The organism is Glacieibacterium sp., from assembly GCF_965200405.1.
Taxonomy (GTDB): Bacteria; Pseudomonadota; Alphaproteobacteria; order Sphingomonadales; family Sphingomonadaceae; genus Glacieibacterium.
On the sequence record NZ_OZ241356.1, the window covers coordinates 446,927 to 464,543 of the forward strand.

Sequence of the window (17,617 nt, forward strand, 5' to 3'; positions counted from 1 at the left end):
CGCGTCGGGCTGGTCAACCGGCCAGCCCGTGCGCGTAGAAGTCCGACTCCTCCAGTGCGGCGACAAGCTCGCCGGTGACGAGGTCGGGCGAGAAGTTCGCGCCGCCGCTCAGCACCGTCGCCATGGCATCGGGACGCAGCGCGCAGGCCTTGGTGAACTGATCGAACAACAGGTCGTCGGGCGACGAGATCAGGTGCAGCGGGCACTCGATACGCGCCAGCTGCTCGCCGGTATCCTGCGCCCAGACGGCGCGATAGGCGTGGGGGCGTGCCGCCCAGCCACGCAGCATGTCGATCATCTCGCGGTGCAGCAGCCCGGTGTCGGCGTCGGCACCGCCAACCCGCAGATATTCCCAGTTTTTCAACAGATAGGCGCCGCTGCGCTGGGGCCTAAACGGCGCGCCCAGCCGGGCGGCATAATGCTCGCGCTCGGCAGCGGTCAGGACCGCTGGCCCCAGCAGCGTCAGGCTGGCGACGGCCTCGGGCCGCTCGATCGCATAGGCGAGCGCAATCGAGGCGCCGGTATGGTGGCCGACAAGATGCACCCTCGGCGCCTCCAACCGATCGAGAACTTCCGCCAGCCAGCCGATATAGTCGCCCATTCCCGGCTCGGTCGCCGGGTCGAAGCTGTTGCCGAAGCCCGGCGTATCCAGCGCCCATAAGGGATTGCCGACGCCGAGCCGTGCCATCGTCGCCAGCCACATCCGCGACGAGCTGGCGGTCTGGTGGAGGAACACGACCGGGGTCCCACGCCCTGCACGCGCGACGCGGTGGACCTGGCCATCGGCGATATCGATATAGTCGCGGCGCAACGTGACTGTCTCAGCCTGCATCGAAATGGACCTTCATGGCGGCGGTGACGCTCTCGATGATGTGCTCGCGAGCCTCGCGAATACCGTCGACGGCACCGGCGACCGACAGCACGACCCGGCGATCTCCCGACAGGGGCGGCAGCAGCCACGCCAGCACGCCGATGCCGGCGGAATATTCGCTGTCGCCGACGCCGAAGCCGCGACGCCGAACCTCGGTGACCTGTTTCATGACCACTGCCTGGTCGGCATGCTGTGCCAGGTCGTGGATCTGCTTGTTGGCGCGCCCGACATAACGCGCGATCGTCTGGTCGGGTCGCCCGCTCAGCGCGACGATGCCGATGACGGTGGTCAGCAGGGCGGTGCGGTCGCCGGCATTGACCGTCAGGGTCAGCGGCTTGGTGCCACGCTCGACGTGGAGGAACTGCATCGCCAGGTCGGTTTGCGCCGACAGCGCGACGGTCTCGGCAGTATCGGAGCTGATCGTCCGGATCAGGTGGAGCAGGCTGCCATCGGCACCGGCAGCGTCCATCAGCCAGCGCCCCAGCATCGGCACGCGCATCGTCGGCAGGTAACGCCGGTCGAACTGGTCGAACGCGAGGTAACCGAGACTGACCATCGTCTTGAGCAGGGCGACGGTGCTCGACTGCGGAAACGCCAGCCGCCGGACGACTTCGGTAGCGCTCAGCGGGGTCCGCGCCTCGTCGAAGAGTTCCAGCACCGCGAACACCCGCCCGGCTGACTTAACAACATCGTCATTCGCAGTAATCATAGAGTTTTCCACGTATGAAGAACTTATCGTCGCATATGTGTAGCTAGTTTGACAAGGCTATGGCTGCCTGCCTAGACCTTCTTTTCGAGATTTCCGTAATCGCTGCAACGAGAGGGCTCCTCATGGCCGAAGGTTTCATCGATATCGTCTGCAACATATTTACGCCCGAGGCCGTCGTCGGCGGCATGACCGGCGTCGACGACGACTTCAAAGCCAAGATCGGCATGGACCCGGCGATGCGCGGCGGCGTCACGATCGAGGATTATCTTCGCAAGATGGATGAGGCGGGGATCGAGCGGTCGCTACTGATCGCCGTCCGCGCCGGCGACCTGAACGTCCGCCTGTCGTGGGAAGTGCCTTACGAAGTCATCGCCGAGATCTGCAACAAATATCCGGACAGATTCTCCGGCCTGGCAGGGATCGACCAGACTAGGGGCATGCGCGGCCTCCGCGACCTTGAAATGGCAGTCAAGGACTATGGTTTCGTCGGCGCACACTGGTATCCGCACTGGTTCGGTTGCCCACCCGATGCGCCGCAGATCTATCCGTATTACGCGAAGTGCTGCGAACTCGACATTCCGATTATGATGCAGGTCGGTCAGAACCTCGTCTATTCGCGTGAGCGTCGCCTGCCGTCGGTGGCCCGGCCGATCCTGCTCGACCAGGTTGCGATCGACTTCCCGGAGCTGACCATCATCGGCATCCATGTCGGCGTGCCCTGGGCCGACGAGATGATCGCGATGTGCTGGAAGCACGAGAACGTCTACACCGCCGGCGACGCCTATGCCCCCAAGCACTGGCCAAAGTCCTACGTCCACTACGCCAACAGCTACGGGCGCGAGAAAGTCCTGTTCGGCACCGACTTCCCGGTCATCGAGCCGATGCGCGCGGTCCGCGAGATCGCCGAGTTCAACATGCGGCCGGAGGCCCACAAGCTGATGATGCGCGACAACGCCCTGCGCATCTTCAAGAAGATCGGCCGGTGACCGTGAGCTATCTGACCCGCCCGGCGCAACTGCCGCAAAGCTTCGTGTCGATGACGGCGCTCGGCTCGGTCCGCGCTGCCATGCGCCGGGAGCCGGACCGCAAGGCCATCGTCTTCGGCGACCGGACCCGCACCTACCGCGAGCTCGTCGCCCGCTCCGAGCGCCTGCGTGACGCGGCGCTCACCACGCTCGGCCTCGCCAAGGGCGATCACGTCGCCATCGTCGCGCGCAACTGCCTCGAATATATGGAGGTCGCCCTCGGCCTTCCCGACGCCGGGGTCGCGGTGGCGACGGTCAATCCACGCTTCGCCGCCGGAGAAATCCGCGCGATCGTCGAAAACGCCGAGGCCAGGGTGGTCTTCGTCGATCCCCTCACCGCCGCGACCGTTCGCTCCGCCGGCTTCGCCCCCGACGTCCGCATCGTCGAGTTCGGCGCCGAGTATGAGGCGCTGCTCGACGGCGCCGGAACCCCCGCCGAGCTGCCGGTCGTCGAGGAATGGGACATCTGGACGATCCCCTACACCTCCGGCACGACGGGCATGCCCAAGGGCGTGCTGCTGTCGCACCGGTCGCGACTGTTGTTCGGCTTGGTCAGTGCTGCGGAATACGGCTGCTTCGGCCCCGACGATAGCTTCCTCGTCATCACGCCGATGGCGTTCGGCGGCGGGCTTGCCTATCCGCTGGCATCGCTGGCAGCCGGCGGGTGGTTCGAGATCACCGACAAGTTCGAGCCCGAGACGGTCCTGCGGAAGCTCAAGACCGGCGCATTCACCGGCATCTTCATGGTGCCGACCCATTTCCAGATGATCTTCGAGCTGCCGCCTGCGGTTCTCGACCAATATCGCCTGCCGCCACTGCGCGCGTTGATCTCGAACGCCGCCCCCCTGCCCCAGGCCCTCAAGGAAAAGATCGTCCCGTACTTCGGGGACAAGGTGCTGCACGAACTGTACAGCGCGACGGAGATGGGCGTCGTCTGCAACCTGCGCCCGCAGTTCCAGCTCCAGAAGGAGCGCTGCGTCGGCACGCCCGAGCCGCACGCCCGCATCGCCATCCGCCGCGAGGACGGCAGCGAGTGCGATATCGACGAGGTCGGCGAACTCTGGGTGTCGTCGCCGACCTTGTTCAACGGCTATTGGAAGCGCCCCGAGGAAACCGCCAAGGCGATCCGGGACGGCTGGGTCACGGTCGGCGACCTGGCACGGCGCGACGCGGACGGGTTCTTCTATATCGTCGACCGCAAGAAGGACATGATCATCACCGGCGGCGTCAACGTCTACCCGCGCGAGATCGAGGAAGTGCTGCTGCGCCACCCCGACATCGCCGAGGTCGCGGTGATCGGCGTCCCCGACGAGCGCTGGGGCGAGCGCCTGCTGACCTTCGCCGTGCCGCGCGGTAATGCGACGCTCACCGCCGACGATCTTGCGCGATTCCTCGACGGCAAGCTCGCGACCTTCAAGATCCCGCGGGAGCTGGAGATCATCGACGCGCTGCCGCGCAATGCCAATGGCAAGGTGCTGAAGACCGAGTTGCGCGTCAGGGTCGTGGCCGTACCGGTCGCATGACGATCGGCGCCGCGCTGACGCAACTTCGCGCGGCTCTCGGGCCGGATCGGATCGTCGAAGGCAGCAACGAGCGGGCGCTGGCCGGGCAGGACGTTTTCACCATCGGCGGTCCGGTCGCCGCTGTTGCCCGGCCAACCAGCGTTTCCGAAGTGCAGCAGCTTGTTGCCGTCGCGCGCCAGCATGGCCTGGCACTCGCCCCGCGCGGTGGCGGCATGAGCTACACGCGTGCCTATCTGACCGCAGATCCGGCGCGCACCATCGTCGTCGACATGCAGTCGATGACGGCGATCCGCGAGATCAATCCACGCGACATGTACGCCATCGTCGAGCCGGGCTGCACCTGGCAGGCGCTCGACGAGGCGCTCGCCGGGCACGATCTCGAAGTCCCGTACCGCGGTCCGGTCTCCGGCCGTGTGGCGACGATCGGCGGCGGTATCTCGCAGAATGCGGTCTTCTATGGCTCGGGCCTGTTCGGCACCGCCGCCGATAACGTGCTGGGCGTCGAGGTGGTGACCGGCACCGGCGAAGTCATCCGCACCGGCAGCCTGGCGATCCCGGGCGGCTCGCCTTTCCTGCGCCATTTCGGGCCCGACCTGACCGGGCTGTTCACCGCCGACTGCGGCGCGATGGGTCTGAAGACGGCAATCGTCCTCAAGCTGCGGCGGCGGCCGGCGCTGCGCGATGCGGTCAGCTTCTCGACCGCTGCCCTGCCGACGGTGCTCGACTTCATCGAACGCCTCGGCATCGAGGGCATTGCCAGCCAGATCACGGCGATGGACGTGCGCCTGCAGCAGGAGCGGATTGCGCAGGCCGGCTGGGGCGACAAGCTTCGTCACACCGGCAAGCTGCTGACCGGAGGCGGCTCCGCGATCCGCAAGCTCGGCGAGGCGGCGGCACTCGCCCGCGCCGGCATGGCGTCGTCACCCGGGCGCGGTTTCGCCGTCCATGTCTTTCTCGAGGGCCTGGATGCCGCCGACTGTGCCCGTCAGGCCGAGCGGGTCGGCGCGATTGCCGGCGAACTCGGCCTCCAGAGCAGCAATGCCGCCGTGGCGCTGGCGATGGTGCGCACACCCTTCGGCCCGGTCACCGGACTGGGCGGAGCCCCCGGCGAACGCTGGGTGCCGGTACACTTCATCCTGCCGCATTCGCGCGCAGCGCAAGGCATGGCGCTGATTCAGGCCGTCCTCGACGAGAACGCCGCAGAGATCGCCACCGCCGGGATCAAGGTCCGGCACCTGCTCGCCAATCTGGGGGCGGGTGCGATAACGCTGGAACCGATGTTTCTGTGGCGCGATCGCCTGACCGATCTGGCTTATGCGACGATCGCCGAACAGGGCGGTAAGGCCGACGCGACCTCGACGGCCAATCCAGCCGCAGAGGCACTGGTCTCCAGATTACGGCGCACGATGGTCGAGCGGATCGACGCGATCGGCGCGGTGCACACCCAGCTCGGCCGCCAATACCCCTATCTTCCGCGCCTTGCGCCCGAGACCGCAGCGCTGTTCACTGCCCTGCACCGGACGCTCGACCCCGACGGCGTCATGAACCCCGGCGTGCTGGGGACGCCTGCCCTGCCACCCGCCAAGGGAGACGCGCCATGACCAGTACCCGCGAGCGGGGCGGCCCCTACGCCTGGTACGTCGTCTTCGTCCTGATCATCGCCTACACATTCTCCTACGTCGACCGCACCATCCTGACGCTGATGGTCGTGCCGATCCGCGCCAGCCTCGGCATCAGCGACGTCCAGATCAGCCTGCTGCACGGCCTGGCATTCGCGATCTTCTACACCGCGCTGGGCATCCCGATCGGCCGGCTGGTGGACCGCAGCCGCCGCGTCACCATCATCACTGTCGGCATCATGACGTGGAGCGTCATGACGGCGATGTGCGGCCTCGCGAAGTCGTTCGGTACGATGTTCCTGGCCCGCGTCGGCGTCGGCGTCGGCGAGGCAACCCTGTCGCCCGCCGCCTATTCGATCCTCAGCGACTATTTTCCGCCGGCGCAGCTGGGCCGCGCCCTCAGCGTCTTCACCTGCGCGATGTACATCGGGTCGGGGCTCGCCATGATCGCCGGCGGGGCGATGATCGCCATCGTGCCGCCGCTGACCCTGCCGCTGCTCGGTCATCTCGAGGCGTGGCAGGTGGTGTTCATGATCGTCGGCCTGCCGGGGCTGCTCGTCGGGCTGCTGGTCGCGACGTTGCGCGAACCGACACGCCGCGGCGTCAAGCGGGTCGTCGGCAGCGTGCAGCCTTCGATCCGCGAAGTGATGCGCTACATCGGTGAGCGTCGCGGCGCCTATCTCTACCTGACCATCGGCCTGTCGCTCAGCTCGCTGGTCTGGAACGGCGTGTCGGCGTGGATCCCGACCTATTTCATCCGCCACTATGGCTGGACGGTTGGCGAGATCGGCACCGCCTACGGCATCGTGCTGCTGCTCTGCGGCACCGGCGGCATCCTGTCGGGCAGCGTCCTCGCCGACCGGCTGAGGGCAAGGGGCGCCATCGACTCTGCGGTCAAGGTCGGCTGCATCTCGGCGATGCTGGTGGTTCCTGCCGGCCTTGCCGGAGCGCTGACCAACGATCCGCGCATCGCCATCGCCTGCTTCGCCGCCTTCGTCTTCTCCGCCTCGCTGCCCTATGGCAACGCCGCGGCCGCGCTGCAGGAGATCACCCCCAACCAGATGCGCGGCCAGGTCGCGGCGATCTACATCCTGGGGATCAACCTGGCCGGCATCGGCATCGGCCCGACGATCATCGCCCTGGTATCGCGGGCGCTGGGCGGCGACGCCATGCTCGGGCCGGCGATCGCGACGGTGACCGCAGTCTGCGCGCCGCTGGCGCTGCTGGTGCTGTCACGCGCCGCCAAGCCCTATCGCACGGCGTTCACGGAATTCGGCAAGGCGGCCTAGCAGTCAGCTTGGAGCGCCGCTTCTTCCTGCTCCCCTCCCGGAACGGGAGGGGCTGGGGGTGGGACTTGGCCTGAACTCCGCCTGCCGACCTTGTGGAAGACCCCCCTCCGTTCCGGGAGGGGGCAGTGAAGCTGGCTGCAACGGAGTCTAGGCCAGCGCCGTCTCGACGTCGGCGACGGTGACGAGGCGCGCGAACAGCATGCTCATCGCGAGCAATGCATGGTCGTGACGCGATGCCGAGGTCTCGGCGACCGCGTCGGAGACGACATAGGTGGGGATGTCGCGGTGCGACGCGTCGCGGACGGTGCTCTCGACGCAGCAGTTGGTGGTGATGCCGCAGACGATCAAATTCTCGATGCCGTTGGCCTTGATCCAGGCGTCGAGGTCGGTGCCCCAAAAGGCGCTCGGCCGGTTCTTGTCAACGACGTGATCCTCGGGCAGCGGGCCGAGCGCCGGCTCGACCTCGATCTCGTCGCTGCCGGCCAGAAGCGCGTTCTCGGTCTTGAGGCCAGGCAACAGCTCGACCATCACCCCGCCGTCGACATGGCCCTCCGCATAGACGTAGCGGGTCCAGACGATCGGCACACCGGCGGCGCGCGCCGCGACGACCAGCCGGCGACACGGCTCGATCACCGCGATCAGCGGGTCCAGGTCAAACCCGAGCCGCCCCATCGCGCTGTCCTGCTCGAGGAAGCCGCGCTGCATGTCGACGACGATCAGCGCGGCCTTGTCGCGGGGCGGTATCATTCGAATATTTCCATCATTGGGCCCAGTCTTCGAAGACATAGTCGATGTCCTGGAGGATCTCGGCAGGGGTCAGCACGAATTTGAAATTGCCGTACCAGGCGCCGGTCACCTTGTCGGTCGGGATGCGGTGGATGCCCGACGTGCCGGGATAGCCCATGCGCGCCCAGCCGCGGCCCTTCCACAGGAAGTCGAGCTCGAAACCCGTGGTCTGGGCATGGACGACCTGGCGACGCGCCGGCACCTTGGGGTCGGGAGAAGCGATGTGGCGCAGCATGATCCAGCTGTTGAGCGGCGGCATCTCGCCGACGTCGCCCTTCTGGTCGATGACGCACGCTACCTCCATCATCGTGCGGCCGTATTTCTCCAGCTTGCCGAAGACTTCGTTGGCGTGGATCTCCAGCCACCCGTCCTCGCACAACAGCTTGGGCATGCCGTACAGCTCGCGACCGACGAAGGTCGCGGTGTCGGTCGACGTCCAGATATAAGGGATATGCATCCCCTTGCGGCCTTCGAACTCGACTTCGTGGCAGATCAGCGCCTCGTGGTAATGCAAGCTGTGCGGCGGCTGCGAGCCGTCCATGATGATCGCATAGACGCGGTTGTGATCGGCGGCCCGCAGCGGCTCGGGCGTCATGTAGAGGATCTCCTCGCGCGGGATTTCCAGCTCGACGATGACCGCCTGGTATTTCTCCATGAAGTACGGCCCGGGTGCGTAGGGCGGTGACCAGGTCGGCATGACCTGGCCGTGACGCTGCGACGGATCAGCCATCTTCAAGCTCCCGGAATGGCGCGTGGTCAGAAGCGGAACTTGACCTCGAGGCCGTAGGTCCGGAGCTCCGCGAGCGAAAAGGCGTTCGCTGCCCCGGCGCTGATCGGCGCGACCTCGTTGACGTAGCGCTCGTTGAGCAGGTTCTTGCCGTACAGCGAGATGTCCCAACTGCCGCTGCTGACGCCGAGGCGGGCGTTGACGACCTCATACGGCGTGCGGGCGAAGTCGGGATCGTTGGCGGTATTGTACTCGGTGCGGCCGAGACGGCTGTAGTCGACACGGCCGAGCAGCTTGCGGTCCTTCGGCAACGGCACGTTGAGCGAGGCACCGACGGTCACGGTGTCCTTGGGCACATAGGGCGGCGTGTTGCCGACAAAGCCCGGATTGGCGTTCAGCTTGCGGATTGTCGCGTCGATATAGCCATAGGAGCCGAACACGGTCAGCCAGTCGGTCGCCTTGACGCTGCCGTCGAGTTCGAAGCCCTTGACCCGGGTCTTGTCGATCGACTCGATGGATTCGACGAAGGCGATCGGGTCGAAGACATATTGCTGGGCGTTCTTGACGTCGGTGTAGAAGACCGCGCCGTTGAGGGAGACGCGGCGGTCGAAAAGCTCGCTGCGCGCGCCGATCTCATAGGTCGTCGCGACCTCCTTGTTGAACGAGTCCTGCGTGATGATCGCACTCTCGGCCCGGGCGCGCGCCGCCGCCGGGCTGAGGGTCGGGTCCTGCGACTGGTACAGCGACGCACGGCTCAGCACCGCCGTCTCACGCGTGCCGATCGAGTTGAAACCGCCCGACTTGAAGCCCTTGCCCCAGCTCGCATAGGCCGATGCCGTGTCGCCGAGCTTGTAGGTCAGCACGACCTTGGGCTGGAACTGCTTGAACGTGCGATTGATGCCGTCGCGGCACTGAGCGGCGCTCTGGCCGGTGATGCGGACGCAGGGGTTGTAGCTGGCCCCGCCAAAGAAAGGATTGGGAACGTCGGGCCCGATAGCACCGGTTCGACGCTGCTCGATATCGTAGCGCCCGGCGACGGCGAGCGAGAGCTTCGGCGTGAAGTTCAGCTTGATGTTGGCGAAGGGCGCGTAATTCTTGCCGACGAAGCGGTCGGCATAATAGTTGGTCGTCGGATAGGCGGTGTTGAGACCAAAGATCTGCACCGGGAAGGGAATGGCATTGCCACCGCCGACCAGGGTGCGCTGGCCCGCGCTGTTATAGCCGACATAGCCGACCAGACCCGCCGCCGTGATCCCCGCCGGCAATGCGCCGTTGAGGGTGTTGGCGATGGTGTAGTCGCGCTGGTTCCAGACGAACTCGCCACCCAGCTGCCATTCGAGGAAGTTGCCCGACTCCGAGGTCAGGCGGACTTCCTGCATGAACTGCTTGGTGCTGATGATCAGGTTCTGCGTGCGATCGCCGAAGATGCCGGTCCAGCCGAAGTAGTTGGTCGTCGGGTCGGACGGGTTGGAGTAAGGATAGTTCTTCCCGCTCGAATATTGCTTCACGTCGGAATAGCCGGTGATCGAGGTGAGCGTCGCGCCGCCGAAGTCATAGTCCAGCTTGACGCCGGTGCTGAACACCCGCCGCTGGTAGCGCCCCGGCACGTCGGTGATGAACGGAATGTCGAGGTTGGTGTTGGCGCTGATGTCGGTGATCGGGATGCCGTGGACCAGGGTGCCGTTCGGCGACAGGCCCGGCACCGCCTGGATCTTGGCGGTGTAGTACACAGCGCCGCCGGTGGCATGCGAGAACAGCACGCGGCCATCGGCGGTGAACGGTCCGCCGCGGTCGTAGGACAGCCGCAGACGGCCGACCTCTTCCTTGAAGCGCTGCGATTTCTCGCCGGTGTTGACGTTGGTGTAACTGCCGTCGGTGCCGGTGAAGGCGCCCGACAGACGCGCGGTCAGGCCCGGCAACAGCGCGCCGCTGAGGCTGCCGTTGGCGTTGTACTGGTTGTTGTTGCCGTACGAGAACGTGCCGTTGCCGGTCAGTTCCTCTGTCGGCTTCTTGGTGGTGATGATGATCGCGCCGGCAGAGGCGTTGCGGCCGTAATAGGCGCCCTGCGGACCTTTCAGCACCTCGATCTGCTCGAGGTCGAACAGCGCCGAGTTGAACTCTGCCGGGCTGCCGATCTTGACCCCGTCGATGATGATCGCGACCGACGGCTCGGCGTTACGAATAGATGCCTGGCCGCGGACATTGACCAGGAAGTCGCCGGCGTTGATCGACGTGGTGATGTTGACGTTGGGCGTCAGCGCCAGGAAGTCGACCGGCTTCTGGATACCCGCCTGCTCGATCGCCACGGAGTCGAACACCGAGATCGACACTGGCGAGTCGATCAGCTTGGTGTTGCGCTTCAGGCCGGTGATGACGATGTCCCCATCACCCTCCGGCTGCGTCGCCGGACCTGTGTTTGCCGGCGTCGCAGCAGCAGCAGTCTGTGCGTGACCAGCGGTCGAGGCCAACGCCACTGCGAGGCTCAGCGCCGATGCCTTGGCAAGATGATCGAATAATCTGGACATGATTCCCCTACGACCGCGAGCGGTATTTTCGATTTGATTGCTTGCCCCCAGCCACGGCATGGAGCGCTCTCGTTGGCGCTCTCGATCTCGGCTTGCCCCGTAATTCTGTACGCAATCCAGCGCGTGTCAATTGTTTACCGGCGGTAAAAACGGCGTTTCTGCGGAAAGTGGATACAAAGTGATTCCGCGGGGGTCGGCAGTGGCTCAGCCCGCGGTCGGCGCCGCCATAGCCAGGAACTGCGACAGCCCGGCAACGACTCCGGCGGGATCGCGGTCCGGCTGAAAGTCCATTCCGTCGACGATGCTGACGGTCGCGTCTGGCCGTGCCGCGGTAGCGTTGTGGAAGATCGGGTACAGCGCGTCATCGTTCGCGATCATCAGCAGGACCGGCACGGTAACGGCGGCTAGGCGGGCCGACGTATCCTGGTCCCAGACCGCAGCAAAGGCCTTTGGCATCGTCTCGCTGCCGCGCAGATGGTCGATCAGTTCGCGCTGGTGAAGCTGCGGGCTGGAATCTGCGCCGATCGAGGCCAGATAGTCCCAGGCGACCTTCAGATGGCTCCCGTCGGCTGCCAATGTGAACGGTGTGGTGAAGGTCGCCCGGAATGCATCGCGTTCGGCGGGCGAGGCGACCACCGGGCCGATCAAGCCGAGGCTATTGACGCGTCCGGGCACTCGTGCAGCAATTTCGAGGGCAATGCAGCCGCCGGTGTGATGCCCGCACAGGTCGAACCGATCGACCCCGAGCGCATCGAGCGCCTCGACCAGGCACCCGGCGAGATAGTCGAGCGAGACCGCGCCCGCCGGTACGAAGCTGTTGCCGAACCCCGGCGTGTCGAACGCTATGCTGGGCCGCTCGGGCGCCAGGCCTGCCATCACCAGCTCGAACATCGCGCCCGAACTGGCGGTCTGGTGCAGCAGCACCAGCGGCCGGTCGCCCGGGCCGTCGACGCGGCGGTAATGCACCTGCCCGTCGTTGGTATCGGCATAGCCGTAGCGAAGGCGGCCCATATCGGCTCCGGGTCGCAGCAATCAGTCCATCGCCACGGCGCGATCGACGACCTTGGCATAGTCCGACTGGTCGGCCTTCTCCTCCAGCCCTTCATACTCCTGCTGGATCGGGCGCAGGACGAGATCGACGAACTGGGCGCGCCATGCCTCGCGCGCCGCAATCGCATCGCCTTCGGGCCGATAGGCGTCGATTCTGGCGGTCAGCGAGCCATCGGCGCTGAGCAGTCGCTCGGCGCTGTCGAGCCGCTCGCGCAGCACCACCACTTCGCCCGCCAGCGCCATCATCATGGACAGCATGTTGTCGATGGTGCGGTCGCCGAAATAGGCGGCGCGCTGGCCCTTGGCCTTGCGGGGGAGCTCGATCATGCCTGCTTCTTCATCCCCCAGAGATACCAGGAGCCAAGGCCGCCGAAGTCACCGGCCTGGAAGACCTTGGTGCGCTGCTTGTCGGCCTTGTCGAAGGCGCTCGGCTGGTTGAACTCGAACGCCGCATCGGCTCCGAAGCCGCCCAGCTCGGCCATTTCGCCGGCCTGCACCTCATGGCTGCCGCCCCAGAACGGCTCGTTGTTGTTGCGCGTATCCCAGTCGAGCATGAACGCCTCGAAGTCCGACATCGCGCGATAGGGCGGCGTCTCGAGATGGATCACCAAACCGCCGGGCGCGAGCAGGCGGTACGTCTCCCGCATGATGTTGCGGATCGCCTTGTTGCTGGTCTCATGGACTAGGATGTGGCTGACGATCAGGTCGAAGCTGCCGTCGGCGAAGTTGGTGTGCTCGGCGTTCTGCTGGCTGTAGTGGACCTTCTTGCCCATCGCCTCGGCGCGGGCATGGGCATAGCGGATCATCGGTGCCCCGACGTCGATGCCGTAGAGTTCGGCATCGGGGAAATGGTCGGCGTAGGGCAAGGTCGAGTGGCCGACGCCGCAACCCATGTCGAGGATACGCTTCGGCTCGAAGCCGGGATGCTGCTGCTTGATATACGCCGATACCGACTGGCCCATGTCGTCGTTGAGCGGCCCCATCCGGCCCATCGCGTAGATCCACACGGCGCGGTCGTACAGCGCGCCGTTCGCCAGATCGTCGGGCTGGTACTCGCCGTGGTAATTGCCCGGCATGCAATGGATGTCGACGGCGCTGAGATAGGGCGGCACCGGCAAGGCAGGATCCATCGTCACCGATCCGATCGCATCGGGCTTCGGTGCGCCTTTGAGCTGGATGTCGTCCATCTGACGCTCGACCGAGACCTGCACGGAGCGCCACATCATCTCCTGGCTGGTGCGCTGCAGAGCGCTCCACATCCGGAAATACGGGTCGGTGTTCATCGCCAAGCGGATCTCGTGATGATCGCGCGGTTCGGCGCCACGGGCTTTTACGAAGGCCGGCTTGGCCGACACTTCATAAGCCAGCTGGTTGCCCGGCGCGACCTTGGTGGCGAGATGATATTTGAGCGACTTGACGAACAATTGCCGGCTCTCCTCCTCCGAGGTCGGAGCGGCGAGCATGTCGTGTTCGTATTGAATGCCGGGATCGAGCATTGCGAGGTCGGTCACGACGGATCTCCTAAGTCAAGCTACCACACCGATAATCCCGGCGACGGAATTGCTGTCAATTTGCTTGTGATCACCTATTCGGTCATGCCGGTGTCGGAACGAGCACCGGCTGATGCGCTACGCGGGGCGGAATCTGCAGCATCAGCACGGCGATCGTCGTCGCACCCGTGAGGCCGGCGGCGATGAAAAACGGCACCGAATAACTGCCGAAGTGATCGTACAGCCCGCCGATGGCAACCGGCCCGAGCGCTGCGCCGATCGACTCGATCACGGCGATCGTCCCCATGATCCGTCCGATCGCCTGCCCGAGAAACAGGTTCGAGGTCAGCAGCTGGATCAGCGAATAATTGCCGCCCCAGCCAAGACCGAAGAGGAACACGCCGATCCACATCCAGCCCGGCGTCGCCATTGCCAGGCACAGCGTCCCCAGCGTCATCACCACCAGGCTCGATGCATGGACGACGCGCGAGCCGACGCGGTCGGCCAGCCAGCCGGCGCCGATCTGCGAGATCAGCGCAGTGACGAACAGGCAGAACACCGCCGCGCTCGCCGACGCGGCATCGAGGCGTAACTCGCGCTTGGCGAATAGCACCATGTTGGTCACCACGCCGAGCTCGACGCAGAAGCCGATCATCGCGATGACTGCGAGCAGCCAGAAATTACGGTGCGACAGTGCCTCGCGGTAGCTCGGGCCGGCCCCCGATTCCTGCTGCGCGCCGATGCTCTTGCCGTCGAGGCGCGGGAAGATGAACAGGATGAAGGGGATCAGCAGGATCGGCAGAGCCGCGTTCATCAGCAGCGCCTGGCGCCACCCGACCAGCGAGCCGAGATATTCGTTGATCCCGGGCGCCACCGCCTGCCCCAGGCTCGATCCCGCGATGATGAAGCCGATCGCCAGCCCGCGGTGCTTCCGGGTGGTCGCCGCCACCAGAATGACGTTGGCGAACAGCCCCGAGGTGACGAGGCACAGCCCGAACAGGATGTGGATGCCGTAGATCGCGATGATGCCGTTCGCGAAGGAATAGGCGATCATGCCGGCCGCCATCAGCAGCATGCCGACGACCATCAGCGGCCGTATGCCGACCCGGTCGAGCAGGTAGCCGGCCAGCGGCCCGGTCACCGCGACGGTCCCGAAGGTGAAGGCATCGCGAATCTTGAGCGCCCCGACGCTGATGCCGAACTGGTTGATCAGCTCGGAATCGAACGCCGTGATCCCGATCAGGGCAAAGCCGTTGTTGCAGAACAGCACGATCGCGCTCATCACCACGATCAGCCACGCCGGCGATGGCAACCGCGTCCGCGGCGTACCCGATGACCGCTCGGAAAACTTCGTCATGAACATCTGGGACGCCGCTCCGTTGGGGATCGGCTGGCAGTACATGGTACATTGTTGCAGCGCACAAGGCAGCGACAGGGTGTTTTAGCCGCGCTGGTCAATAAGTGACGATAAGGTGACCGGGTCAGTGGGCGGCGAGGTAACGGCGCTCGTCGCCGTAGGTCGGCAGATGCGACAGCGTCCCGCCGTCGACCGGAAAGACATGGCCGGTCATATAGGCTGACTCGTCCGACGCGAGGAACGCCACGACATTGGCGACGTCCTGCGGACCGCCAAGCCGCGGCACCAGCGCGGCATCTTCGTTATAGGCGACGATCGCCTCGGGGACATATTTGTCGAGCGTCGGGGTGCGCATCATCGACGGGGCGACCGCGTTGCAACGGATGCCGTCGCGCCCATAGGCTGCGGCAACGACCTCGGTCAGCATGTTCACCGCGGCCTTGGAGACGCTGTAGGCGGGCATCCGGTTGGCGGCGCGAATGCCGTAAATCGACGACGTGTTGATGATGCTGCCACCACCGGCGCGGCGCATCGCATGGACGGCATAGCGACACGCCAGCATGGTGCCACGCACCGTCACCTCCATCGTCCGGTCCCAGATCGCGATCGGGATATCGAGGATTTCCTGGTCGCCGCGGATCGCCTCGTCCGACAGCAGCGCGGCATTGTTGTGGAGCACGTTCAAGCGGCCGAAGCGCGTCTCGGTCGCCTCCACCGCGGCGCGGATGCTGTCGTCGTTGCCGATGTCACAGACGATGCACGACGCGCTGCCACCCGCTTCGACGATCTCGGCCGCAACCGCCGCGGCGCGTGCGGGGTCGAGGTCGGTGACCATCACCAGTGCGCCCCTGGCGGCCATCGTCATCGCCGAAGCGCGGCCGATGCCCGACCCGGCGCCGGTGACCATCGCGACCTTGTTGGCGAGCGTCGTCATGCAGATAGCTCCGGGTGGCAGTTGGAAGGTCAGCGCGCCCAGCGCTTGTCGAATTCCCAGACCTCGGGAAAGCCGACGAGCTCGACGAAGTCGGAGAATTTGCCGATCTCGATGGCCTTGGGCGCGGCGCGGCCGTGATCCCTCAGCTCGGTCAGCGAAACTTCCATGGCGTGCAGCGCCGCGAGGCCGGTCAATGCCGGGTAGATGGCGCAGGCATAGCCGACGTCCTCGAGAGCGTGCTTCGACAGCATCGGCGTGTAGCCACCGTTCGACATGTTCGCCATCAACGGGCCGTCGATCTCGGCGCAGGCGGTGCGCATCTCGTCTTCGCTGCGCAGTCCCTCGACGAACAGCATGTCGGCACCCGCCTCGCGATAACGCTGCGCTCGCTCGATTGCGGCGGACACGCCCTCGCTATCGCGGGCATCGGTGCGGGCGATCACCAGTGTTTCGGAAAAGCGCCGTGCCTCGATGGCGACGCCGATCTTGTCGATCATCTCCTCGGCGGGGACCACGACCCGGTTCGGCGTATGACCGCACTTCTTGGGAAACGCCTGGTCCTCGATCTGGATCGCCGCGACACCCGCCGCTTCGAAACCGCGGACGGTGTGATGGACATTGAGCAGACCGCCGTAACCGGTATCGGCGTCGGCAATGACCTGCAGGCCGCTGACCTTGACCAGCGTCGCCATCCGGTCGAGCATTTCGGTGTAGGTGACGATCCCGGCATCGGGCATGCCGAAACACGATGCCGTCAGCCAGAAGCCGCTGCCATAGACGATCTCGAAGCCGACTTTTTTCGCGGTCAGGGCCGCGAGCATATCGTGAACGCCGGGCACGACGACCAGTTCGGGCGCGGCAATTCGATCGGCGAGCGAGGCGGGAGCGGAGGTCACGGTCAAGCTGGGTCCTTCGGCGCGAGTGCCGCGCGTTCGATGTGCGCCGATATCGCGGCGGCGATGTCCGCCGCGACAAGGTCGGGGCCAAAACTTGCGCCACCGCTCAGCTCGACGGCAACCGCATCGGGGCGCAGCGCCCGGGCTGCTCCGAAATACGGCCACAGCACGTCGTCGGGCGCGCAAAGCAGTTGCAGCGGGCAGCGGATAGCCAGCAGGGCGGCATCGAAGTCCTGGCCCCAGACCGCGCCATACGCCTGGGGGCGCGAGGCATAGGCGCGCAACATGCTGAACATCTCGCGGTGCGCGACCATGAGGTCGGCGGTCGCGCCGCCGGCTCGCAGATAATCCCAGTTGTCGAGCAGATACCCGCCGCTCGGTGTCGGCAGGAAGGGCCGGCCGTAATGCTCGGCGGCCTCGGCACGCTCCTCGGCGGTCATCGACAAGGGCCCGATCAATGACACCGAAGCGGCAAGGGAGGGCCGGCTGGCGGCGAGTTCGGCTGCGATCGCCGCGCCGGTATGATGCCCTACCAGATGCGCGCGCTCGATACCGATCGCGGCGCACGCGTCGCCCAGCCAGTTCGCATAGTCGCCCATGGCCGGCATGCCGTCGGGATCGAAACTGCCACCGAAGCCCGGTGTGTCGAACGCATAGACCGGCAGATCGCTGTCGAGGCCGGCGATGACCTTCTTCCACATTTCCCAGGTACTGGCCGTCTGGTGGAAGAACACGATCGGCAACCCGGCCCCGTCGCGGACGGCATAGTGAATTTGGCCGGCATCAAGGTCGACGTAGCGTTTCCGCAAAGTCACG

Annotated in this window: 16 protein-coding genes; 4 read left to right on the top strand and 12 right to left on the bottom strand. The window is 65.8% G+C overall.

The features are described 5' to 3' along the window. Window positions 1-13: 13 nt before the first annotated feature. Window positions 14-832, bottom strand: coding sequence for an alpha/beta fold hydrolase (locus ACOFKW_RS02020; RefSeq protein ID WP_419815686.1), 819 nt, complete (start codon window positions 830-832; stop codon window positions 14-16). Further along, window positions 822-1,580 carry an IclR family transcriptional regulator gene (locus tag ACOFKW_RS02025; protein WP_419815687.1) on the bottom strand — a complete coding sequence of 253 codons (759 nt, stop codon included), beginning with the start codon at window positions 1,578-1,580 and terminating at the stop codon, window positions 822-824. Before ACOFKW_RS02025 ends, ACOFKW_RS02020 begins: the two co-directional genes overlap by 11 nt. A 122-nt stretch (window positions 1,581-1,702) precedes the next feature. On the opposite strand from ACOFKW_RS02025, the gene ACOFKW_RS02030 reads away from it, so the two are divergent. From ACOFKW_RS02030 to ACOFKW_RS02045, 4 genes are read left to right on the top strand one after another with little or no spacing between them, the layout of a single operon-like run. After that, a complete protein-coding gene (locus ACOFKW_RS02030) occupies window positions 1,703-2,566 on the top strand; it encodes an amidohydrolase family protein (RefSeq protein ID WP_419815688.1) in 864 nt (287 codons plus the stop codon). Next, entirely contained in the window at window positions 2,563-4,128 is a 1,566-nt protein-coding gene (locus ACOFKW_RS02035; RefSeq protein WP_419815689.1) for a class I adenylate-forming enzyme family protein, read from the top strand. Before ACOFKW_RS02030 ends, ACOFKW_RS02035 begins: the two co-directional genes overlap by 4 nt. Beyond that, complete coding sequence (locus tag ACOFKW_RS02040) at window positions 4,125-5,729, top strand: FAD-binding oxidoreductase (protein WP_419815690.1); 1,605 nt, start codon at window positions 4,125-4,127, stop codon at window positions 5,727-5,729. Before ACOFKW_RS02035 ends, ACOFKW_RS02040 begins: the two co-directional genes overlap by 4 nt. Beyond that, the gene (locus ACOFKW_RS02045; protein ID WP_419815691.1) at window positions 5,726-7,036 is read left to right on the top strand and encodes a spinster family MFS transporter; all 1,311 of its coding nucleotides are present in this window, start codon (window positions 5,726-5,728) and stop codon (window positions 7,034-7,036) included. The genes ACOFKW_RS02040 and ACOFKW_RS02045 overlap by 4 nt, the downstream gene beginning before the upstream one ends. A 147-nt stretch (window positions 7,037-7,183) precedes the next feature. Here ACOFKW_RS02045 and ACOFKW_RS02050 read toward each other — a convergent pair whose 3' ends face one another. The 10 genes from ACOFKW_RS02050 to ACOFKW_RS02095 form a co-directional block, all read right to left on the bottom strand. Then, window positions 7,184-7,783, bottom strand: a complete 600-nt coding sequence (locus tag ACOFKW_RS02050; RefSeq protein ID WP_419815692.1) for a cysteine hydrolase family protein — start codon at window positions 7,781-7,783, stop codon at window positions 7,184-7,186. A gap of 13 nt (window positions 7,784-7,796) precedes the next feature. Continuing rightward, window positions 7,797-8,552 carry an acetoacetate decarboxylase family protein gene (locus ACOFKW_RS02055; RefSeq protein WP_419815693.1) on the bottom strand — a complete coding sequence of 252 codons (756 nt, stop codon included), beginning with the start codon at window positions 8,550-8,552 and terminating at the stop codon, window positions 7,797-7,799. Between the two features lie 26 nt (window positions 8,553-8,578). After that, complete coding sequence (locus ACOFKW_RS02060) at window positions 8,579-11,074, bottom strand: TonB-dependent receptor (protein ID WP_419815694.1); 2,496 nt, start codon at window positions 11,072-11,074, stop codon at window positions 8,579-8,581. Between the two features lie 204 nt (window positions 11,075-11,278). Continuing rightward, window positions 11,279-12,085, bottom strand: coding sequence for an alpha/beta fold hydrolase (locus ACOFKW_RS02065; RefSeq protein ID WP_419815695.1), 807 nt, complete (start codon window positions 12,083-12,085; stop codon window positions 11,279-11,281). 21 nt (window positions 12,086-12,106) lie between these two features. Then, entirely contained in the window at window positions 12,107-12,451 is a 345-nt protein-coding gene (locus ACOFKW_RS02070) for a hypothetical protein (RefSeq protein ID WP_419815696.1), read from the bottom strand. Next, window positions 12,448-13,635 (bottom strand): class I SAM-dependent methyltransferase, encoded by a 1,188-nt coding sequence (locus tag ACOFKW_RS02075; RefSeq protein ID WP_419815697.1) that lies wholly within the window; start codon window positions 13,633-13,635, stop codon window positions 12,448-12,450. Before ACOFKW_RS02075 ends, ACOFKW_RS02070 begins: the two co-directional genes overlap by 4 nt. 82 nt (window positions 13,636-13,717) lie before the next feature. Beyond that, a complete protein-coding gene (locus tag ACOFKW_RS02080; RefSeq protein WP_419815698.1) occupies window positions 13,718-14,971 on the bottom strand; it encodes an MFS transporter in 1,254 nt (417 codons plus the stop codon). A gap of 124 nt (window positions 14,972-15,095) precedes the next feature. Then, the gene (locus ACOFKW_RS02085) at window positions 15,096-15,905 is read right to left on the bottom strand and encodes an SDR family NAD(P)-dependent oxidoreductase (RefSeq protein ID WP_419815699.1); all 810 of its coding nucleotides are present in this window, start codon (window positions 15,903-15,905) and stop codon (window positions 15,096-15,098) included. Between the two features lie 29 nt (window positions 15,906-15,934). After that, window positions 15,935-16,801, bottom strand: coding sequence for an isocitrate lyase/PEP mutase family protein (locus ACOFKW_RS02090; protein ID WP_419816849.1), 867 nt, complete (start codon window positions 16,799-16,801; stop codon window positions 15,935-15,937). A gap of 2 nt (window positions 16,802-16,803) precedes the next feature. Next, complete coding sequence (locus ACOFKW_RS02095; RefSeq protein WP_419815700.1) at window positions 16,804-17,616, bottom strand: alpha/beta fold hydrolase; 813 nt, start codon at window positions 17,614-17,616, stop codon at window positions 16,804-16,806. Window position 17,617: the final 1 nt, after the last annotated feature.